At 68.6% G+C, this 18101-nt stretch carries 19 protein-coding genes; 11 read left to right on the top strand and 8 right to left on the bottom strand.

Annotation, left to right across the window (positions count from 1 at the left end; translation table 11 throughout):
- Positions 1 to 80 precede the first annotated feature (80 nt).
- Both LFM09_RS30025 and LFM09_RS30020 read left to right on the top strand, forming a co-directional pair.
- Complete coding sequence (locus LFM09_RS30025; RefSeq protein WP_414099937.1) at positions 81 to 419, top strand: hypothetical protein; 339 nt, start codon at positions 81 to 83, stop codon at positions 417 to 419.
- Positions 419 to 1330: a glucosyl-3-phosphoglycerate synthase gene (locus tag LFM09_RS30020; protein WP_414099936.1), complete on the top strand. Its 912-nt coding sequence runs from the start codon at positions 419 to 421 to the stop codon at positions 1328 to 1330. Before LFM09_RS30025 ends, LFM09_RS30020 begins: the two co-directional genes overlap by 1 nt.
- Here the strand turns inward: LFM09_RS30020 and LFM09_RS30015 are convergent.
- The 4 genes from LFM09_RS30015 to LFM09_RS30000 are packed head-to-tail and all read right to left on the bottom strand — an operon-like array spanning position 1262 to position 5662.
- Positions 1262 to 2563: an amino acid ABC transporter ATP-binding/permease protein gene (locus tag LFM09_RS30015; RefSeq protein WP_414099935.1), complete on the bottom strand. Its 1302-nt coding sequence runs from the start codon at positions 2561 to 2563 to the stop codon at positions 1262 to 1264. The genes LFM09_RS30020 and LFM09_RS30015 overlap by 69 nt on opposite strands.
- Positions 2560 to 3909, bottom strand: coding sequence for an ABC transporter ATP-binding protein/permease (locus LFM09_RS30010; protein ID WP_414099934.1), 1350 nt, complete (start codon positions 3907 to 3909; stop codon positions 2560 to 2562). Before LFM09_RS30010 ends, LFM09_RS30015 begins: the two co-directional genes overlap by 4 nt.
- Entirely contained in the window at positions 3879 to 4502 is a 624-nt protein-coding gene (locus tag LFM09_RS30005; RefSeq protein WP_414099933.1) for a cytochrome d ubiquinol oxidase subunit II, read from the bottom strand. The genes LFM09_RS30010 and LFM09_RS30005 overlap by 31 nt, the downstream gene beginning before the upstream one ends.
- Positions 4502 to 5662 (bottom strand): cytochrome ubiquinol oxidase subunit I, encoded by a 1161-nt coding sequence (locus tag LFM09_RS30000; protein ID WP_414099932.1) that lies wholly within the window; start codon positions 5660 to 5662, stop codon positions 4502 to 4504. Before LFM09_RS30000 ends, LFM09_RS30005 begins: the two co-directional genes overlap by 1 nt.
- Positions 5663 to 5872: 210 nt before the next feature.
- On the opposite strand from LFM09_RS30000, the gene LFM09_RS29995 reads away from it, so the two are divergent.
- From LFM09_RS29995 to LFM09_RS29975, 5 genes are read left to right on the top strand one after another with little or no spacing between them, the layout of a single operon-like run.
- On the top strand, positions 5873 to 6211 hold the full coding sequence (locus tag LFM09_RS29995; RefSeq protein WP_414099931.1) for a PadR family transcriptional regulator: 339 nt from the start codon (positions 5873 to 5875) through the stop codon (positions 6209 to 6211).
- The gene (locus tag LFM09_RS29990) at positions 6196 to 6873 is read left to right on the top strand and encodes a permease prefix domain 1-containing protein (RefSeq protein ID WP_414099930.1); all 678 of its coding nucleotides are present in this window, start codon (positions 6196 to 6198) and stop codon (positions 6871 to 6873) included. Before LFM09_RS29995 ends, LFM09_RS29990 begins: the two co-directional genes overlap by 16 nt.
- Positions 6870 to 7163 carry a DivIVA domain-containing protein gene (locus LFM09_RS29985; RefSeq protein ID WP_414099929.1) on the top strand — a complete coding sequence of 98 codons (294 nt, stop codon included), beginning with the start codon at positions 6870 to 6872 and terminating at the stop codon, positions 7161 to 7163. Before LFM09_RS29990 ends, LFM09_RS29985 begins: the two co-directional genes overlap by 4 nt.
- A complete protein-coding gene (locus tag LFM09_RS29980) occupies positions 7150 to 7548 on the top strand; it encodes an SRPBCC family protein (protein WP_414099928.1) in 399 nt (132 codons plus the stop codon). Before LFM09_RS29985 ends, LFM09_RS29980 begins: the two co-directional genes overlap by 14 nt.
- Positions 7548 to 8090 (top strand): DNA-3-methyladenine glycosylase I, encoded by a 543-nt coding sequence (locus LFM09_RS29975; RefSeq protein WP_414099980.1) that lies wholly within the window; start codon positions 7548 to 7550, stop codon positions 8088 to 8090. The genes LFM09_RS29980 and LFM09_RS29975 overlap by 1 nt, the downstream gene beginning before the upstream one ends.
- Before the next feature lie 37 nt (positions 8091 to 8127).
- Here LFM09_RS29975 and LFM09_RS29970 read toward each other — a convergent pair whose 3' ends face one another.
- A complete protein-coding gene (locus LFM09_RS29970; RefSeq protein WP_414099927.1) occupies positions 8128 to 8913 on the bottom strand; it encodes an enoyl-CoA hydratase-related protein in 786 nt (261 codons plus the stop codon).
- Positions 8914 to 8923: 10 nt separating this feature from the next.
- Positions 8924 to 9721 (bottom strand): PaaX family transcriptional regulator C-terminal domain-containing protein, encoded by a 798-nt coding sequence (locus LFM09_RS29965; RefSeq protein WP_414099926.1) that lies wholly within the window; start codon positions 9719 to 9721, stop codon positions 8924 to 8926.
- A gap of 209 nt (positions 9722 to 9930) precedes the next feature.
- On the opposite strand from LFM09_RS29965, the gene LFM09_RS29960 reads away from it, so the two are divergent.
- From LFM09_RS29960 to LFM09_RS29950, 3 genes are all read left to right on the top strand, one after another.
- Complete coding sequence (locus tag LFM09_RS29960) at positions 9931 to 10098, top strand: DUF3117 domain-containing protein (RefSeq protein ID WP_065914675.1); 168 nt, start codon at positions 9931 to 9933, stop codon at positions 10096 to 10098.
- A gap of 139 nt (positions 10099 to 10237) precedes the next feature.
- Positions 10238 to 11668: a leucyl aminopeptidase family protein gene (locus LFM09_RS29955; protein ID WP_414099925.1), complete on the top strand. Its 1431-nt coding sequence runs from the start codon at positions 10238 to 10240 to the stop codon at positions 11666 to 11668.
- 162 nt (positions 11669 to 11830) lie between these two features.
- Positions 11831 to 13345, top strand: a complete 1515-nt coding sequence (locus tag LFM09_RS29950; protein ID WP_414099924.1) for a hypothetical protein — start codon at positions 11831 to 11833, stop codon at positions 13343 to 13345.
- Here LFM09_RS29950 and LFM09_RS29945 read toward each other — a convergent pair.
- Positions 13327 to 14232 carry a LysR family transcriptional regulator gene (locus tag LFM09_RS29945; protein WP_414099923.1) on the bottom strand — a complete coding sequence of 302 codons (906 nt, stop codon included), beginning with the start codon at positions 14230 to 14232 and terminating at the stop codon, positions 13327 to 13329. The genes LFM09_RS29950 and LFM09_RS29945 overlap by 19 nt on opposite strands.
- A gap of 52 nt (positions 14233 to 14284) precedes the next feature.
- Here LFM09_RS29945 and LFM09_RS29940 point away from each other — a divergent pair, with 52 nt between their 5' ends.
- The gene (locus LFM09_RS29940; protein WP_414099922.1) at positions 14285 to 15547 is read left to right on the top strand and encodes an MFS transporter; all 1263 of its coding nucleotides are present in this window, start codon (positions 14285 to 14287) and stop codon (positions 15545 to 15547) included.
- Positions 15548 to 16876: 1329 nt separating this feature from the next.
- Here LFM09_RS29940 and glgA read toward each other — a convergent pair.
- Entirely contained in the window at positions 16877 to 18028 is a 1152-nt protein-coding gene (glgA, locus tag LFM09_RS29935) for a glycogen synthase (protein ID WP_414099921.1), read from the bottom strand.
- Positions 18029 to 18101: the final 73 nt, after the last annotated feature.

Here is an 18101-nt window from a genome sequence, read left to right as displayed (position 1 = left end):
TTGTTACTGGGGAGTAAACCAGATTGCTACTCGTGGGTAGCAACAAGCTGTGAGCCAGCTCACTGTTTACGCTGGGTGGCGTGAACCGATTCCGCGTCACTGAGCTGCCGAAAGACCGGGTCTTGGTCGTTGCCCATCTGACCAGCGCGGACGCTTTGGGTCAGACCATTGATGACGGCGCCGACGTCGTTGAATTCGAAGGCGAGCTGGAATTGTCATCGCTCACCGAAACGTTGGATGTGGTGACGATCCCGGCAGGGGACGAGGATTTCACCCTGGCAGCTGCCACAGTGGCTGCGATGTCCGGAGCACGCGCGATTCGTGCGTCCGATGTCCGGCAGGCGAGGAAGGTCGTGGAGATGGTTGCGAGCGTGACGGGAACCCGTCCGCCGGCCCGAGCGGTGCGGGCGCTCGCCTGATGCTGCCCGCTGTTGAAGCCTGGTTCGCCACGCACACCTGGCAGCAACCACCTTGGACGGTTGACGAACTGGTGGCCTTGAAGCGCGGCCGGACGGTTTCCGTTGTGCTGCCCGCGTTGAACGAGGAAGCCACCGTCGGCGACGTGGTCGGCGTCGTCCGGCCGTTGCTCGGGACCCTGGTCGACGAGCTGGTGGTGATGGACTCCGGGTCCACCGACCGGACTGTCGAGGTGGCTTCGGCTGCCGGAGCGCGGGTGGTGCGGCGTGAGGACGTCGTGCCGTGGCTGGAACCGTTGCCCGGCAAGGGCGAGGTGTTGTGGCGGTCGCTGGCCGCGACCTCCGGGGATCTGATCGTGTTTCTCGACTCCGACCTGGTGGAGCCGGAGACCGCCTTCGTGACGGCGTTGCTGGGGCCGTTGTTGCTGGACGCCGATGTGCACCTCGTCAAGGGGTTCTACCGGCGGCCGCTGCGGTTGGAGAGCAGCGGTGGCGGGCGGGTGACCGAGCTGGTGGCGCGGCCGTTGCTGAACACGCTGCGGCCGGAGCTTTCCGGTGTGGTGCAACCGCTCGGCGGCGAGTACGCGGCGACCCGGTCCTTTTTGGAGTCGGTGCCGTTCGCCGCGGGCTACGGCGTGGAGATCGGGCTGTTGCTGGACGTGCACCGGGTTCACGGGCTGTCCGCGTTGGCTCAGGTGAACCTGGGTGTGCGGAAGCACCGGAACCGGTCACTGCTGCAGCTCGGCGTGATGTCGTCGCAGATCATGGGGACTGCTTTGGCCCGGTGTCAGGTCGACTTCGACTCCGGGCCGCTGACGCAGTTCGTGCAGGTCGACGGGGAGTGGCTACCCGACTCGACCGATGTGCTCGTGGCGGATCGGCCCCCGATGGTGCACGTGGTCGAAGAGCGCTAGCTGCTCTTCGCGATGCGTCACGACCAACGCGGTGCCACGGCAGTTGTCGAGGATCTTCGCCAGCACGCGGTCGGCCTGTTCGGGGTCGAGCCCTTCCGTCGGTTCGTCCATCAGCAGGACTTCCGGGTCGGCCAGGACCGACCTGGTGAGGATCAGGCGTTGGCGTTGGCCACCGGAGATCTCCTCGCCGCGTTCGCCGACGACCTGGTCCCAGTCGAGGTCGAGTTCGGCGATCTCGGCTGCCCGGTCGAGTTCTGCTTGTGCGGCACCGGGTTTGGCCAGCAGGACGTTGGTGCGGACCGTGGTGTGGAAGACGTGGGCGTCGGCCAGCGCGCCCCTGCTGGGTTCCAGTTTCCGCGCGATGGCGTTGAGCAGCGTGGTCTTGCCGATGCCGCTCGGGCCGACGATCGCCGTTCTGCCTTGCAGCTCTGGGGTCTCGGCGACCCGGGCCGGTTCCGGTTCGTCGGTGGGTTCCGGGGTCGGGCGGGTGAGAGCGGCCAGCGGGATGGTGATCTCGAACGTCGCGATGGCGGCCATGATCAGCCAGGCCGGCTCGTGCTGGGCGAGCATCAGGAGGGCCGCGCCGAACTGGACGGCGATCGCGAGTGGAGTGAGGTCGCGGGTGCGTTCCTTGCGGGACAACGCCTTCGCGGTCTTCGTGGCCTCGGCCAGTTTCTCGTCGAACAGGCCGTAGGCGATCAGCTCTTCCTTGCTGTGGACCAGTTCGGTGGTCTGTTCGGTGAGCTCGGCTCGTAGTGGTGTCAGGTCCTCGGGCTTGCGGATGGCGAGCCACGGCAGCAGCGCGAGGTTGATCAGCAGGCCGGCGATCAGCGGCAGCGAGAAGCCTGAAGCGACGGCGATGACTCCGCTGACCAGCGCCGCGGTGATCCACGGCAGGGTGGCGCGGAGCTTGGTGTCCAGGTGCTGGTCGACGTTCGTGACGATGCGGGTGAGGGCGGTGCCGGACGGGATGTGGCGGCGGTGAGCCAGGTCGTCGTAGACCCGGCCGCGGAGTTCCACGGCCTCGCTGAGCACGGCCTTGTGGCTGGTCAGGCGTTCGAGGTAGCGCAGTGCGCCCTTGGCCAGCGCGAGCGTGCGGACGGCGACGATCGCGACGGTCAGCGCTGCCATCGGCGGGTGCTCGGCGGCGCGCATGATGAGCCAGGTCGCCGTGGCGGTCAGTCCGACGCCGGCCAGTTCGGCGAGCACGCCGACGAAGATCGCGAGCTTCACACCGTCACCACCCTGTTGACCTCGCCAAGCAGCGTCGGCCGGTGCGCCACGATCACCGCGGTCCGGCCTTTCGTGAAGTCGCGTGTTGCTTGGAGCACAAGTGCTTCCGTTTCCGCGTCGAGGTGTGCGGTCGGTTCGTCGAGCAGGAACAGCCCGGCCTGCTGCCGGTCGAGCGCCTTGGCGAGAGCGACGCGTTGCTGCTCTCCGGACGAGAGGTTCGCGGGAACGAGCGTGGGCCGTTGCGGCACCCAGGACAGCGCTTCCAGCCAGGCCTTCCGGTCGATCTCGCGCAGGTCCACGCCACCGACCAGCACCCGGCCGCCGTCAGGCCGCACGAACCCCAGCAGCAGCCCGAGGATCGTGCTCTTGCCCGCTCCACTGGGGCCGACCAGCGCGATCCGTTCGCCGGGCTGGATCGTCAGCGAGAAGTTCTTCAGGCTGCGCACCGAGACGTTGTCGAACACGATCTCCGCTTGAGCCAGGTCCGGTGGCGTGACGCCCGTGGACTCGGTGTGCGCGGGGACCTTGGCCAGCACCTCACGGCCCTGCGCGCTCGCGTGGTACTGCGCTCCGGCCGCCCGCATCGGCAGGAATGCTTCAGGGGCAAGGAAAAGCACGAGGAGTGCGGTGTGCAGCGGCACGCCGCCGTCGAGCAACCGGAGTCCGACGGGCACCGCGACCATCGCCACCGACATCGTCGCGACCAGCTCCAGCACGAACGCCGACAGGAAGGCGACTCGCAGAGCCGACATCGTCTCGGTCATGTGTTGCGCCGCGAGCTTCCGGACCGTTGTGGACTGCGCCTCGGCCCGGCCGAACGCCCGGAGCGTGCCGATGCCCTTGACCACGTCGAGGAAGTGCCCGCCGAGGGTGGCCAGCGCGGCCCACTGACGAGCGGTGCGCTCGCGGGTGTGCGCGCCGACCAACGCACCGAAGATCGGGATCAGCGGCAGCGTGACCAGGATCGTCACCGCGGCGGTCAGGTCGGCGAACGCCAACCGGACGACCACGGCGAGCGGCACCACGACGGCGAGGATCTGTTGCGGCAGATACCCGACGACGTACGGCGTCACGTCGTGCACGCCACGAGTCACCAGCGTGGCGACCTCACCGGCCTTGGTCCCCGGTGAGCGCAGGAAGGCCTCACGAAGACGGACGCGGGTGCGTTCGGCGGCCCGGTGAGCCATCGAGCGGTGCACCCACCACACCAGCACGCGTAGCCCGATGACCAGGCACAGCAGGAGAAATCCGGATCCGCCGCTGAGCACCGACGCCAGGAGTTCGGCCTGGGCCAGCACCAGGAACGGGATCGGGATCAGCGCGAGGAGATGCCGACGATCGACCACTGCACCCACACCACCAACGGGATGATCGGGATCGCGACCCACGCGAGCAGGCCGAGCGTGTCCGTGTGCGCCATGAGCCCGGTGACGTCGATCGAGCTGAACGCCAGCGGGATCGGCAGCGCGGCCAGCGCGGCGGTCACCGGGAACAGCTTCCAGCGCCTGGTCTGGAACACCCAGCCGTGGATCGCGAACAGCACCGGCATCACGAAGGCGACGGGCCAGGGCGCTTCGAGCAGGTGCGCGAGAAACAGCCCCCAGCCAACAGAGACCATCAGCGCGCCGGTGAACACCAGCCACGACCACAACCGCAGCTGCACTGCGGCCATGAACAGCACCAACCCGGCCAGGACCAGCGTGAACACCGAGTGCGCGCCGGAGAGCAGCTCGCCTTCGAGCCGCGGGAACGCCGCGAACAGCACCCCGATCGCGGCGACCAGCCACACCTCGTTGCCCAGGAAGAACGGCGTCATCCGCTGCAGCGCCACTTCTCGCCGCTGGAACGGGAGCAGCAACCCGGTGCCGTAGTCGAAGCCCGCCAACGCGAAGTAACCGACGGTCAGCGTGCCGAGCACAGCCAGCCAGAGGATTTCCATCAGAGCGTCACCACCAACGGCGAGACCGGAGCCGGCGTCAGATCCGGACCACGACGGACCGCACGTGCGATCAACGCCCAGTCGACGACGGCCAGCAGGATGAACAGGGACGTGAACACGATGAGCGACAACAGGATCTGCGAGGCGTCCACGTGGGACACCGCGTCCTCGGTCTTCAGCAGTCCGTAGATCAGCCACGGCTGCCGCCCGATCTCGCGGAACATCCACCCGAAGATGGCCGCGCAGAACGGCAGCGGAATGCCGATCACCATGAGGTACAACGGGAACCGCATCCGGATGACCGCGTCCTTGATGAGCAGCGGCAACGTCAACCAGCTGACCATCGTCAGCGTCATCCCGATCAGGATCATGAACCCGAGCGGCGCGCCGATCCACGGCGCGGCCTCGCTCTTGCCCGGCTGGTACTGCGCGATGACCGGGAACTGCGCGAATCCTGCGCCGATGAGCGACGGCGTGGCCAGCGCGGTGGTGACCACGCCCATCCGCAGCGAGCGCCGGAAGAAGTCGACCTCGGGCGTGCGCTTGATGAAGTGGTACGCCGACACCCCGGTCATGAACACCCCGCCGACCGTGATCGCCGCGAAGATCACGTGCATCAGCGCTGAGTTGAACGTGGGGTTCGAAAGCAACGCGGAGAAGTCGTCCAGCCGCAACACGTTCCCGTCGACCCGGTAGCCGACGGGGTGCTGCAGGAACCCGTTCGCCGCCATGATCCAGAACGCCGACGCGTAGGCCGTGAGCGCGGTCAGGTACAGCAGACTCAGGTGCACCCAGCGGTTGAGCTTGCCCCAGCCGAAGATCCACAGCCCGAGGAACGTCGACTCCAGGAAGAACGCGATCAGCGTCTCCATCGCGAGCGGCGCCCCGAACACGTCGCCGGCGTAGGTCGCGAGGCCCGACCAGTTCAGCCCGAACTGGAACTCCATCACGATGCCGGTCACGATCCCCAGCGCGTAGTTGATCACGTAGATCCGGCCCCAGAACCTGGTCATCCGCTCGTGCACGGGCGCGCCGGTGATCGTGAACCTGGTCTGCATGATGACCAGCAGGGTGACCAGGCCCAGCGTGAGCAGCACGAACAGGAAGTGGAACGACGTCGTCAACGCGAACTGGAGTCTGGCGAGGTCTACTGCACTCATAGGTAGAGACGCTATATGTAGGCTGGCTACTTGTTGAGCGGTTCGGCAGGATCTCAGGGAGAACTCAGGGGCGACCCTGAAGGGATCCTGAAGACGCGCCGAACCGCTTACAGAGCAACAGATCCGCAGGCCCGCCCACCACCCCGAACACCTGAGATCAGGGACATCTCAGGGGTCCGCCGAGGCGTTGCATCAGTAGAGTCACTACTCATGAAGCCCGACGCCCTGCGCGGCCACCTCGACGCGTTGCTCCTGGCGACGCTCGACGGCAAGGAGCTGCACGGATACGCGATCATCGAGGCGTTGCAGCAGCACAGCGGGGGCGCGCTGGACCTGCCGACGGGCACGGTCTACCCGGCGCTGCGCAGGCTGGAGCGGGCGGGCCACGTGACCAGCGACTGGAGCACGGTCGGCGGCCGCAAGCGCCGCACGTACAAGCTCACGCAGGCCGGGCAGAGGGCGCTGAACGCAGAGCGGAGTGCGTGGCGCGAGTTCACGACGGTGATCGACGGGGTGCTGGGGGGTGGCGGCAAGTGGGCACAGACGTGATCGAGAGATACGTGACCGACCTCGGATCGCGGCTGCAGGGCTCGAAGAAGCAGGTTCGCGACCTGCTCACGGAGACCCGCGACAGCCTGACCGACGCGACCGAGGCGCACGTCGACCGCGGTCTGCCCGAGCCGGAGGCGCAGCAGCGGGCCGTCGAGGAGTTCGGCCCGGTCAAGGAGATCGCGAACGAGTACCAGGCCGAGCTCGCGGTCGCGTACGGCACGCGCACGTTGATCTGGCTCGCGGTCGTGTTGCCGTTGATGCACATGGCGTGGGAGTACGGCCGGATGTTGCTCATCGGGCCGTGGCGGGACTTCGGCGCGATGCCGCCCGACTGGTACCTGTTCATCGCCAAGGCGAACGACATGACGAGCGGCGCCGCGTCCGGTGTCGCGCTGGTGGCCCTCGTGCTCGGCCGGATCCTGGCGCGCAAGTACGACACGAAACTGCTGGCCAAGCTCGCCGCGTCGATCGCGATCCTGGCCGTCGGGGTGGTGCTGCTGGGCAACGTCGCGATCATCGCGGCCACCGCGCACGTGGACGCGTCCCGGCTGATGCAGTCGCTGCCGATGAGCATCGCCAGCCTGATCACGTGGACCGTGATCGTTCGGCTCGGTCTGCTCGCTCGCCGCTGCCTGAGCTGTGCCACGATCGTCGCGTGACCAACGCCTTGATCTACCTGATCGTGATGGTGGCCGTCGCGGCAGTGGTGTTCCTGCTCGCGGCGTTGGTGTTCGGCCGCGGCGAGGAGCTCGCCCCGCTGCCGCCCGGCGCCTCGCCGACGAGGCTGCCGTCGGACGACGTGACCGCGGAGGACGTCCGCGAGCTGAAGTTCCAGCAGGTGTTCCGCGGCTACAAGATGAGCGAGGTCGACTGGGCGCTGCAGCGGCTCGCGGCCGAGGTCGAGACGTTGCGGGCACGGGTCGAGGAGCTCGAGAGTGACCGAGCTTGAGCTGACCGTCCAGGTGGCCGCGCCACCTGCGACGATCTTCGCGGCGATGACCGACTGGGAACGCCAGTCGGAGTGGGTGTTCGGCACGAAGGTGTCGGTCGTGGCCGGCGACGGGAAGTCGGTCGGCAGCGAGATCGACGCGCGCACGTTCGGCGTCTCGGACCGCATGCGGATCACGCGCTGGGACCCGCCGCACGCCGTCGAGGTCGAGCACCTCGGCAAAGTCGTGAAAGGCACGGGCGTGTTCGCGGTGCGCGGCAGCCGTTTCGTGTGGACGGAGCGTCTCGACGTGCCGTTCTTCTACCCGTTGGTGAAGCCGCTCTTCGTGCTGATGCTGCGCCGGTCGCTGCAGCGGTTCGCCCGTTTCGCCGAGGAGTACCGGTGATCACCCGCTGCCCGTGGGGTGATTCCACCCCGGACTACATGGACTACCACGACACCGAGTGGGGCGTGGAGCTGCACGGCACCGATGCGCTCTACGAGCGGATGTCGTTGGAGGCGTTCCAATCCGGCCTGTCGTGGATCACGATCCTGCGCAAGCGGCCGGCGTTCCGGGTGGCGTTCGCGGACTTCGCCCCGAAGCTGGTGGCGGAGTTCGGGCCCGCCGACGTGGAACGGCTGATGGCCGACGCCGGGATCGTCCGGAACCGGATGAAGATCGAGGCGGCGATCCACAACGCCCGCGTGATCGTCGAGGAGGATCTGGACCTCGACGCGTTGCTGTGGTCGTTCGCGCCGACTGATCACGTCCGTCCGGCGACGTTCGCGGACGTTCCGGCCATCACCGCCGAGTCCAAGGCGATGGCCAAGGAACTGAAGCGTCGCGGCTTCAAGTTCCTCGGCCCCACCACGTGTTACGCGCTGATGCAGGCCACCGGGATGGTGGACGACCACATCGCCACGTGTTTTCGCGCTGCTGCCCGATGAACGTCGGGCGGCATGGTGACGAACGCGTCCGCCGGACTCAGCGGCCGATGAACTTCGGCGCCCGCTTGTTCACAAAGGCGTCCACGGCTTCCCGGTGATCCTCGGTCGCTCCGCAGTCGGCCTGGGTGCGGCGCTCGGCTTCCAGCGCGTCCTCCAAGGTGCCGTCCGCGGCCGCCGCCAGCGCTTCCTTGATCTTCGCGTACGCCGTCGTCGGGCCCTTGGCGAGCTTGGCGGCGAGCAGGTGCGCGGTCTCCAGCAGCTCCTCGTCCGGCACGACCTGGTTGACCATGCCGACCCGCAACGCCTCCTCGGCGCCGACCGGCTGGGCGAGCAGCATCATCTCCATCGCGCGGCCGTGCCCGATCAACCGCGGCAGCGTGTACGACGCACCGGAGTCCGCGGTGAGGCCGACGTTCGCGAACGCCATCAGGAACTTCGCCGACTTGCCCGCGATGCGCAGGTCCGACGCGTAGGCGAAGGACGCACCCGCACCGGCCGCGCTGCCGTTGACCGCGGCGATCACCGGCTTCGGCATGCCGATCAGCTGCCGCACGATCGGGTTGTAGTGCTTCTCCACGGTGTGCAGCGGCGCGGGGTCCCCGGCCTGCAGCAGCCCGATGTGCTCCTTGAGGTCCTGACCCGCGCAGAACGCCCTGCCCGCACCCGTGATCACCACCGCGCGCACCGACTCGTCGGCCGCCGCGTCCTTCAACGCGTCGAGGAACGCCTCCTTCAACGTGATGGTGAAGGCGTTGAACGACTCGGGGCGGTTGAATGTGAACGTGCGCACACCATCGGCGTCGTCGACGAGGAGCTCGGACACTGGACCTCCATCAAGCTGTGGAAACGTTGCGAACCGGCCGCAGGCACTCGTCGACGAACCGACTCGTGCCCGGTGCCAGCCGCAGTGTCTGTTCGTCGAAGAACGACGCTGCCGCGTGCCCCGGCCAGTCCAGTGGCAACAGTTCAGCAGGAAGACCGGGATCGCGGAACAGGAACTTCCGCCACGCGTGCAGGAGCTGCTGTGACGCAGCGAACGCCGCCGCGTCGTCCGTAGCGTCCACAACGGACACCTGCGGCTTCCAGTGAGCGACGAACGCGGCGTAGTCCCGGCCGAGTTCGGCCAGGTCCCAGGCCTTCGCCGCGAGCTCGACGTCCGGACCTTCGTGTGAACCGTGAAAAGTTCGTGCGGGAACTTCCTCGGCGGAGAGCAGATCGGCCAGCTCCGGCGACGGTCGCGGCGCGATCCACGTCACAGGACCGAGCGCGCCGTAGCCGAGCAGCTGCAGCTCCGACGCCAGGTGATCGCGCGAGTCGCGGCCCGGCGTCTCCTCCAGCACCACCACGTGCCAGCGACCGTCCCAGTTGGACGGCCGGGTGCGGTAGATGCGGGCGGCGGCCTCGTCGAGCCTTCGTTCCCCGCGAGGTGTCATCGCGTAACCCGGCCCGTCGGGCAGTCTGGTGGGCTGCAACCAGCCCTGCCTGACCGTTCGGGAAACGGCGGTGCGCACGGCCGGCGCCGCGAAACCCAGGGGTTCGAGCAGCCGGACGAGGGCGGCAATGGTGGCGGCGCCACCGCGTTCGCGCAGGTGGCCACCGTAGACGTCGAAGAGCGCGGATCGGGCTCGCACCCTACGGAGTCTGTCACGCCGCGCCGGGCCGTGCCGAAAGTGTTGTGCAGAAGTCAAAACGGGTACTGATCAGCGACAAAGCAAGATCAACAAATGTCACCCGAACTCGCCAAAAGATCGGTTCGGTTTCGCCCCTGAGTCGCGATAGGGGAGAATGGAGCAGATCCGGCCTGGCCGGACGGGGAAGATGTTGACGGAGGGAGCACGCGATGGCGGCCATGAAGCCCCGGACCGGCGACGGTCCCCTCGAGGTCACCAAGGAGGGACGCGGCATCGTCATGCGCGTGCCGCTCGAGGGTGGTGGGCGCCTTGTCGTCGAGATGTCGGCGGACGAGGCCAGCGCCTTGGGCGACGCGCTGAAGGCCGCCGCCGGCTGAGGCACCCGGCGAGGAAGCAGTGTTGAGCCCCGGTTTCCACAGTGGAGACCGGGGCATCGCTTCGTTCCGACCCGCGGCCGAGCTCGGTTCTGCACCTGGGTCAGAATGAACGGTCGTTAATACATGGGGAGGTCCAGTCGTGGCGTCGACGGTTCCGTCAGTGCCGACCAAGCTCGTCGACGTCGAGGTGGCCACCACCGCGCGTCGCAACGTCCCGGCGGTCGTGCTGACCGCGACGGGGCCGGCGCTCGGGCCGGGGGGCGACGGCATCGACGTCTCCGACCTCACCGGCAAGGCCGGCGAGACGGTGCGCCACGACGAGACCTGGACGCTGGGTGTCGGCACCGGCACGTTGAGCGACTACCGCGTGGCGGGTGCCGCACTGGCGCGGGCGCTGAGCGGTGAGGACGCTCCCAAGACCGCGGACGTCCTGCTGACCCCGGACTTCGACGCCGACAAGGTGCGCGCGTTCGTGATCGGCGCGGCGCTCGGCGGGTACCGCTTCAAGGTCACCGAGCAGGACGCTCCCAAGCGGGTCGGGTCGCTGCGGCTCGTCACCGCGGACACCGGGTTCGAAGAGGTGCTGACGTCGGCCGCGCTGAAGGCCCACGCGCTGGCCACCGCCACCTCGCTCGCCCGTGATCTCGCGAACACGCCGTCCAACGTCAAGGACCCGCGCTGGCTCGCGACGACCGCCGCCAAGCTCGCGGACAAGGTCGACGGCCTGTCCGCCACCGTGCGCGACGAGAAGTGGCTGCAGCAGCAGGGCTTCGGCGGCGTGCTCGCCGTCGGCGGCGGAAGTGCCCGCCCGCCGCGGCTCATCGAGCTGACGTACGGCACGACCGGCCCGCACATCGTGTTCGTCGGCAAGGGCATCACGTTCGACACGGGTGGCATCTCGGTGAAGCCCGCCGACGGCATGCACCTGATGCGCACGGACATGGCCGGTGGCGGTGCGGTGATCTCCGCGCTGATGGTGATCGCACGCCGGAAGCTGCCGATCAGGGTCACCGGGCTCGTGCCGTGCGCGGAGAACCACGTCTCCGGCTCGGCGTACCGGCCGGGTGACGTCGTGCGCCACTACGGCGGCAAGACCACCGAGGTGCAGAACACCGACGCCGAGGGCCGCATGGTGCTGGCCGACGCGATGGCGTACGCGGTGAAGAACCTCAAGCCGGACCTGATCGTGGACGTGGCGACGCTGACCGGCGCCATGAAGGTCTCGCTCGGCCTGCGCACGGGCGCGGTGTTCACGTCGTCCGACGAGATCGCCGAAAGTGTGATCGACGCGGGCGCGAACGTCGGCGAGAAGTGGTGGCGGATGCCGCTGCTGGAGGAGCACGTCGAGGCCGTCGCCAGCGAGATCGCGGACTACAGGCAGTGCCCGCCCGGCCCCGGTGGCATCACCGCCGCGCTGTTCCTGCAGAAGTTCGCAGGTGACGTGCCGTGGGCGCACCTCGACATCGCGGGCCCCGCGCGGTCGGAGAAGGTCTACGAAGAGGTCGTCGCGGGTGCCACGGGCTTCAGCGCGCGGACGTTGATCGAGCTGGCTGAAAAATATTCGCGTTAACCTACGATCTACCCATACGAGACGGCGAAGTTCCACGGCATGATGTGAGCGCCTTCACACCGTCGTAGAGGAGCGCTCGTGTTAATCCGCCTGGCTCTCGCCGTCTCGCTGGTCATAGCTTCGACATCCCCGGCCTCCGCGAGCGGTCCGTGGTGGGAACCCGTGGCGAGGCCCGCGGTGGACTCGCAGATCAACGTGACGGGTGAGCCGTTCAAGGGCACCGACGGTCAGGGCAGGGTGCGCGGGTTCGTCGACGCGCACAACCACCTCATGACGAACGAGGGCTTCGGCGGCAGGCTGATCTGCGGCAAGGCGTTCTCGGAGCAGGGCATCGCGGACGCGCTGAAGGACTGCCCCGAGCACCACCCGGCGGGCCTGGGCGCGATCTTCGAGGCGATCGTCACGGGCGACTTCGACGGCCACGACCCGGTGGGCTGGCCGACGTTCAAGCACTGGCCGTCCTACACGACGGTCTCGCACCAGCAGAACTACTACGCCTGGCTGGAGCGGGCGTGGCGCGGCGGTCAGCGCGTGCTGGTCCAGGACCTGACCAGCAACGCCACGCTCTGCATCATCCACCCGTTCAAGGACAAGCCCTGCGACGAGATGCAGTCGGTCCGGCTGCAGGCCCAGCGCACCTACGAGCTGCAGGCGTTCATCGACAGGCAGTTCGGCGGGACCGGCAAGGGCTGGTTCCGCATCGTCACGTCCGCCGAGCAGGCCCGTGAGGTGATCACGCAGGGCAAGCTCGCGGTGGTGCTGGGCATCGAGACCTCTGAGCTCTTCGGGTGCCGGACGTTCCTCGACATCCCGTTGTGCAGCAAGGGCGACATCGACCGCGGCCTCGACGAGATGTACGCGCTCGGCGTGCGCAGCGCGTTCCTGTGCCACAAGTTCGACAACGCGCTGTGCGGCGTCCGGTTCGACTCGGGCACGCAGGGTGGCGTGATCAACGCGGGCCAGTTCCTGCGCACCGGCCAGTGGTGGCAGACCGAGGTGTGCAAGGGACCGCAGCAGGACAACCCGATCGGCACGGTCGGCCCGAACGCGCTGATCCCGGCTTCCGCCGTCGCACCTGCGTACGACCCGGCGAAGCGGTGCAACGTGCGCGGTCTGACGTCGCTCGGCGAGTACGCGGTGCAGGCCATGATGAAGCGGCACATGATGATCGAGATCGACCACATGAGCGTGAAGGCCGCCGGACGCACGCTGGAGATCGCCGCGCAGAAGAAGTACCCCGGCATCGTCTCCAGCCACAGCTGGATGGACGCGCAGTGGACCGAGAAGGTCTACCAGCTCGGCGGGTTCATCGCGGGCTACGAGAACGACCCCGGCGGGTACGTCGCGCAGGCGGCCGCCGCGGAGCCGTTGCGGCGCAAGTACGACGTGGGCATCGGGTTCGGCTCCGACTACAACGGCGTCGGCTCGCACCCGGCACCGCAGACCGGCGTGACCTACCCGTTCCGCAGCTACCCGGAGGGGCCGCTCGTCGACCGGCAGCGCACCGGCGAGCGCGTCTGGGACATCAACGTCGACGGCGGCGCGCACATCGGTCTGCTGCCGGACTGGGTCGAGAAGGTCCGTCAGCTCGGCGGTGACCAGCTCGTGCAGGACATGCTGGGCGGTGCCGAGTCGTACCTGCGGACGTGGTCGGGCACTCAGCGCTGGGCCCCGTGATCTCCTGGGTGAGTCCGGAGAGCGTGTTCACGGAACGCGCGGACCGCGGGCGGCAGCGGGTGGTCCTTCAGCCACGCCAGCCCGAACACGCGGCTCGCGCGTGGGGTCAGCGGTAGTTCACGGAGTCCGGCCGGCGGAGTGGTCTCGGCGTGCGTCAACAGGGCGACGCCGAGACCTGCCGCGACCAGGCCCCGGACGGTCTCGATCTCCTGGCTCTCGAAGGCGATCTTCGGCGAAATTCCGGCGGCGGCGAACATGTCGTCGGTGATCTGCCTCAGGCCGTAGCCGTGCTCCAGGAGGATGAGGTCCTCGTTCTCCAAGTCCTTGAGCCGCACGGCTTTCCTCGTGGCGAGCCGGTGCGTCGACGGCACCACGACGATCAGTTCCTGTTCGAACAGGACTTCCGACGCGAACTCCGGTCCCTCCGGTGGCGGGGCGACCAGAGCGAGGTCGATCTCGCCCTGCCTCAGCTTCTCGACCACGGTGTAGCGGGCGTTCTGGACCAGGCCGAACCGCACGTGCGGGTGCTCGGCGCGGAACCCGCGGACCAGCTCGGGCACCAGCGACCGGCCGAGCATGTGCAGGAACCCCAGGACGACCCGGCCCTTCTCGGGGTCGAGCTCCTCCTCGACCTCGCGCAGGCCGGGTTCGAGCGCGGCCAGCGAGCGGGTCGCGGCTTCGGCCAGGAGACGGCCCGCGCGCGTGAGGCGGACCCGCCGGCCGGACTTGACGATGATCGGCGCGCCGAGCTGGTCGCCCAGTTCGGCGAGCCAGCGGCTGATCGTCGGCTGGGGGAGCCCGACGCGTTCTGCGACACGGGTCACGTGCTCGTCGGCGGCAAGCGCTTTCAGCACCGCCAGCTTCGGGGCCAGCTCCAATTCATCCACGTATTGATTTTGCCGTATTTCCGTATTGGACGTATGGCTTAGCGTCGAATGCGTGAACAGGTTGACCGCGTCCATCGCCGCATCGGGTCTCGCGTGCTTCGCTCTGCTGTACGCGCCGCAGCCGGTGTTGCCGCAGATCGCCGCGGAGTACGGGCTCGGGCCGGGCGGCGCGTCGCTCGCGCTGTCCGCCGCGACGCTGGCGCTGGCGGTGGTGGTCGTGCCGGTGGCGATGTTGTCGGAACGGGTCGGGCGCCGGCCGGTGATCGTGATCAGCGTGCTGCTGGCCGGGCTGCTCGCGGTCGTGCTGCCGTTCGCGCCGAACTACGAGCTCTTCCTGGTCCTGCGGGTGCTGCAGGGCATCGCGGCGGCCGGTGTGCCCGCGGCGTCGATGGCCTACCTCGCGGACGAGCTGGACAACCGCGGGCTCGGCGCCGCGATGGGCGCGATGATCGCCGGCAACAGCGCGGGCGGCCTGATCGGGCGGATGCTGTCCGGCACGACGGTGGACTGGCTGGGGTGGCGCGGGTCGATCCTGCTGACCGGCGTCGTGGGGCTGGCGGCGGCGCTGGTCGTGGTCTTCTTCCTGCCACGTGCCGCCGCCCCGCCGAAGCGCGCGCCGCGTGGGATGAAGGCGGCGTTGAAGGACCCCGTGCTGCTCTCGTTGTACGTGGTCGCGGTGCTGCTGGTCGGGGCGTTCATCTCGTTCTACAACGTCGCGGGCTTCCAGCTCTCCGGGCCGGCGTGGCTGGAGTCGCTGGTGTTCCTGTTCTACGCCTTCGGCAGCACGTCGGCGGCGTTCGCGGGCAGGCTGGCGGACCGGTTCGGCCGCGGGCGCGTGCTGCTCATGTGCATCGGTGTGATGGCGGTCGGTGCGCTGTCGAGCCTGCTGTGGGTGCCGTTGGGGCTGGCGATCGTCACGGCCGGGTTCTTCGCATCGCACGCCACGGCGAGTGGCTGGGTCGGCGCGCGTGCGCCTTCCAACGCCCGTGGTCACGCTTCCGGGCTGTACCTGTGCGGGTTCTACGTCGGCAGCAGTGTCGGTGGCACGGCCGGGAGCACGGCGTACGGCGAGTGGGGCTGGGGCGGGCTCGTGCTGGTGATCCTGGGGTGGCTGGCGCTGGCCGCGATGCTCGCGCAGAACTCCAACGCGGTTCAGAAGTCCAGTGCGAGGTTCATCCGCGAGTCGATCGGTGAGATCGGGGTCTTGCCGAGGCGGGGCAGGTCCGGCACGCCCTCGACCACGCCGACGGAGACCGAGCGGGTGTCCGCGGGGATCTCGACCACGACCGCGAACGGCAGCGGACCGCCGTCGTAGCGGGCGCCGACCTGCCTGGCGGTCCTGCCGTCCGGCAGGTCCACGGTGATCAGGTTCTTGGTCTCGCCGCCGCCCGCGGTGTCGGGCAGGTTGCCGGTGGCCTCCAGCCGCACCTCCAGCAACGCCTTGTCCGGTGCGGAGATCGTGGCCACGTCGTACTGGCCCTCACCGAGCTTGATCGGGCGCTGGCGGCCGAGCTTGACGCCGGTGACCTTCATGCCGATCTCGCGGTCGCCGAAGCGGATCTTCTGGGTCGGCTCGTCGAACCTGGGCGGACCGGCGGCGCGCTGCAGCACGTGCGGCGGGTTGTCGGAGCGCTTGCCCGACGGCACCTCGACGCGCTGCTCCAGCGACTTGGCGCCGAGCGTGCCGAGAGCGAGCGTCTCGGCGCCCTCCTGCGGGTCGGGAACGGTGTAGACGACGAACACCGAGCCGTTGGCCGGCAGCCGGTCGGCCGGCAGGACCTGACGCTTGCCCGGCAGCTCCAGCGCGAGCTCGGACGGCTGCGGGGCGAAACCCTGCCAGTTGGTGCGGTGGAAACCGCTGTCCGTCTCGTTGAGCTTCTCGGCCTTCATCCGCAGCACGCGCAGTCGTGAGCCCGGTTCTGCCTTCACCGTGCCGTCGGCGGTGAACCAGATGTCCGGGTTCGCCCAGCCGGTGACCGCGGTGGCGAGCAGGTCGTCGCGCAGCTTGATGTCAACGTTGCCAAGCCCGAGATCGGCGTTGGTGCGCTTGCCGTCGTCGGGCAGCACGGCGAGGAAGTCGCGACCGGCGGTGAGGTCCTGCTGCTTCGACGGATCGAACTCCCTGCCGTCGGTGCGCACGAGCTTGCCGCCCGGCGTGCTGCGGTTGCCCTTCTCCGGCACCTGCGGTGACTGCACCTCGTAGCGGACCTCGTCGCTGTTCTTGGTGACTTCCTTCAACGGCACCGGCACCCAGTCGGTGCCCGCGGCGGTGCCCGGCACCTGGACCGGTCCGCACCAGAGCCGCTTGTCCACTTCGGAGTCGACGCCGGTCTTGTTGAACCAGCAGCTGACCGCCGCCGCGCCCGCCCGTGCCACGTAGCCGTACTCGAGCGTGTAGGCGAGCTGCGCCTCGGCCTGTGACTGCAGGTCGGCGGCGTCGGCGAGCTTCAAGCCCTCGACGGTGAGCTGGACGGCCGCGGGCTGTGTCTTGGGGGCTGTGGCGCATCCAGTCACCGCGAGGAGGACCGTCAGACCCAGCACCGCACAACGCACAGTCCTCGCGCCCCTCACCAGTTGAAACCACAACGTCACTACTGGTTAAAGGCGGCCTTCACACTTTGGGGTTGCCCTAATCGAGTGTGTCTCAAATCACACTGCGGTAGACCTCGACCGTCTGCTCGGCCATTGCGGACCACGAGAATTCCTGCTCAGCCCGCTTGCGCCCGGCGGCCCCGAACCGGCGCGACCGTTCCGGGTCTGTGACGAGTTCGTTGATCGATCGGGCGAGGTGGTGTCGATATGTCGACAAATCACGTTCGTCGTAGTGCACGAGGAGGCCGGTCTCGCCGTCGACGACGACCTCGGGGATGCCTCCGACGTCGCTCGCCACGACCGCCGTGCCGCAGGCCATCGCCTCCAGGTTCACGATGCCGAGCGGCTCGTAGACCGACGGGCAGACGAACACCGTCGCGTGGCTGAGGATCTGCCGCACCTCGGCGGGCTGCAGCATCTTCTGGATCCAGAAGACGCCCTCGCGCGCCTGGGCGAGCTCGCTCACGGCCTGCCTGGTCTCCTCGGCGATCTCCGGCGTGTCCGGCGCGCCGGCGCACAGCACGATCTGCGCGCTCGGGTCGATCTCGTGCGCCGCGGCCACCAGGTGGCCGACACCTTTCTGCCGGGTGATCCGCCCGACGAACGCGACGATCGGTTTTTCCGGATCGATGCCGCGCGAGGTGAGCGCGTCCGACTCGGTCACCGGGTGGTAAGCCGTGGAATCGATCCCATTGCGCACCACGTGGACCTTGCCGGGGTCCAGCGCCGGGTAGGCGTCGAGCACGTCGATGCGCATCCCCTCGCTGACCGCGATGATCGCGTCCGCGTGTTCGTACGCGGTCCGCTCCGCCCAGGAGGAGATCCGGTACCCGCCGCCGAGCTGCTCGGCCTTCCACGGCCGGCGCGGTTCCAAGGAGTGCGCGGTCACCACGTGGGGTACCCCGTGCAGGAGTTTGGCCAGGTGACCGCCCATGTTCGCGTACCACGTGTGCGAGTGCACGAGGTTCGCCGTGGACACCGCCGCCGCCATCTCAAGATCGACCGCGAGGGTGCTCAGCGCCGCGTTCGCCTGCTCCAGGCTGTGGGGTGGGTTGTGGGCCGTGGCGTCCCCTCGAGGCGCACCGAAGCAGTGCACGTCGACGTCCACGAGTTCGCGCAGATGCGGCACGAGGAATCCCACGTGCACACCAGCGCCGCCGTACACCTCCGGCGGGTACTCCCGCGTCATGAGCGCAACTCGCACGCACCCACCGTAGATCACGGCGGTACTTGTTGGGACAAACCGGTTTGCGTCTGGTTGAAGCTCGATCGCACAG

This window comes from Lentzea alba, assembly GCF_047445655.1.
Taxonomy (GTDB): Bacteria; Actinomycetota; Actinomycetes; order Mycobacteriales; family Pseudonocardiaceae; genus Lentzea; species Lentzea alba_A.
This window is presented reverse-complemented; position numbering and strand designations above follow the sequence as displayed.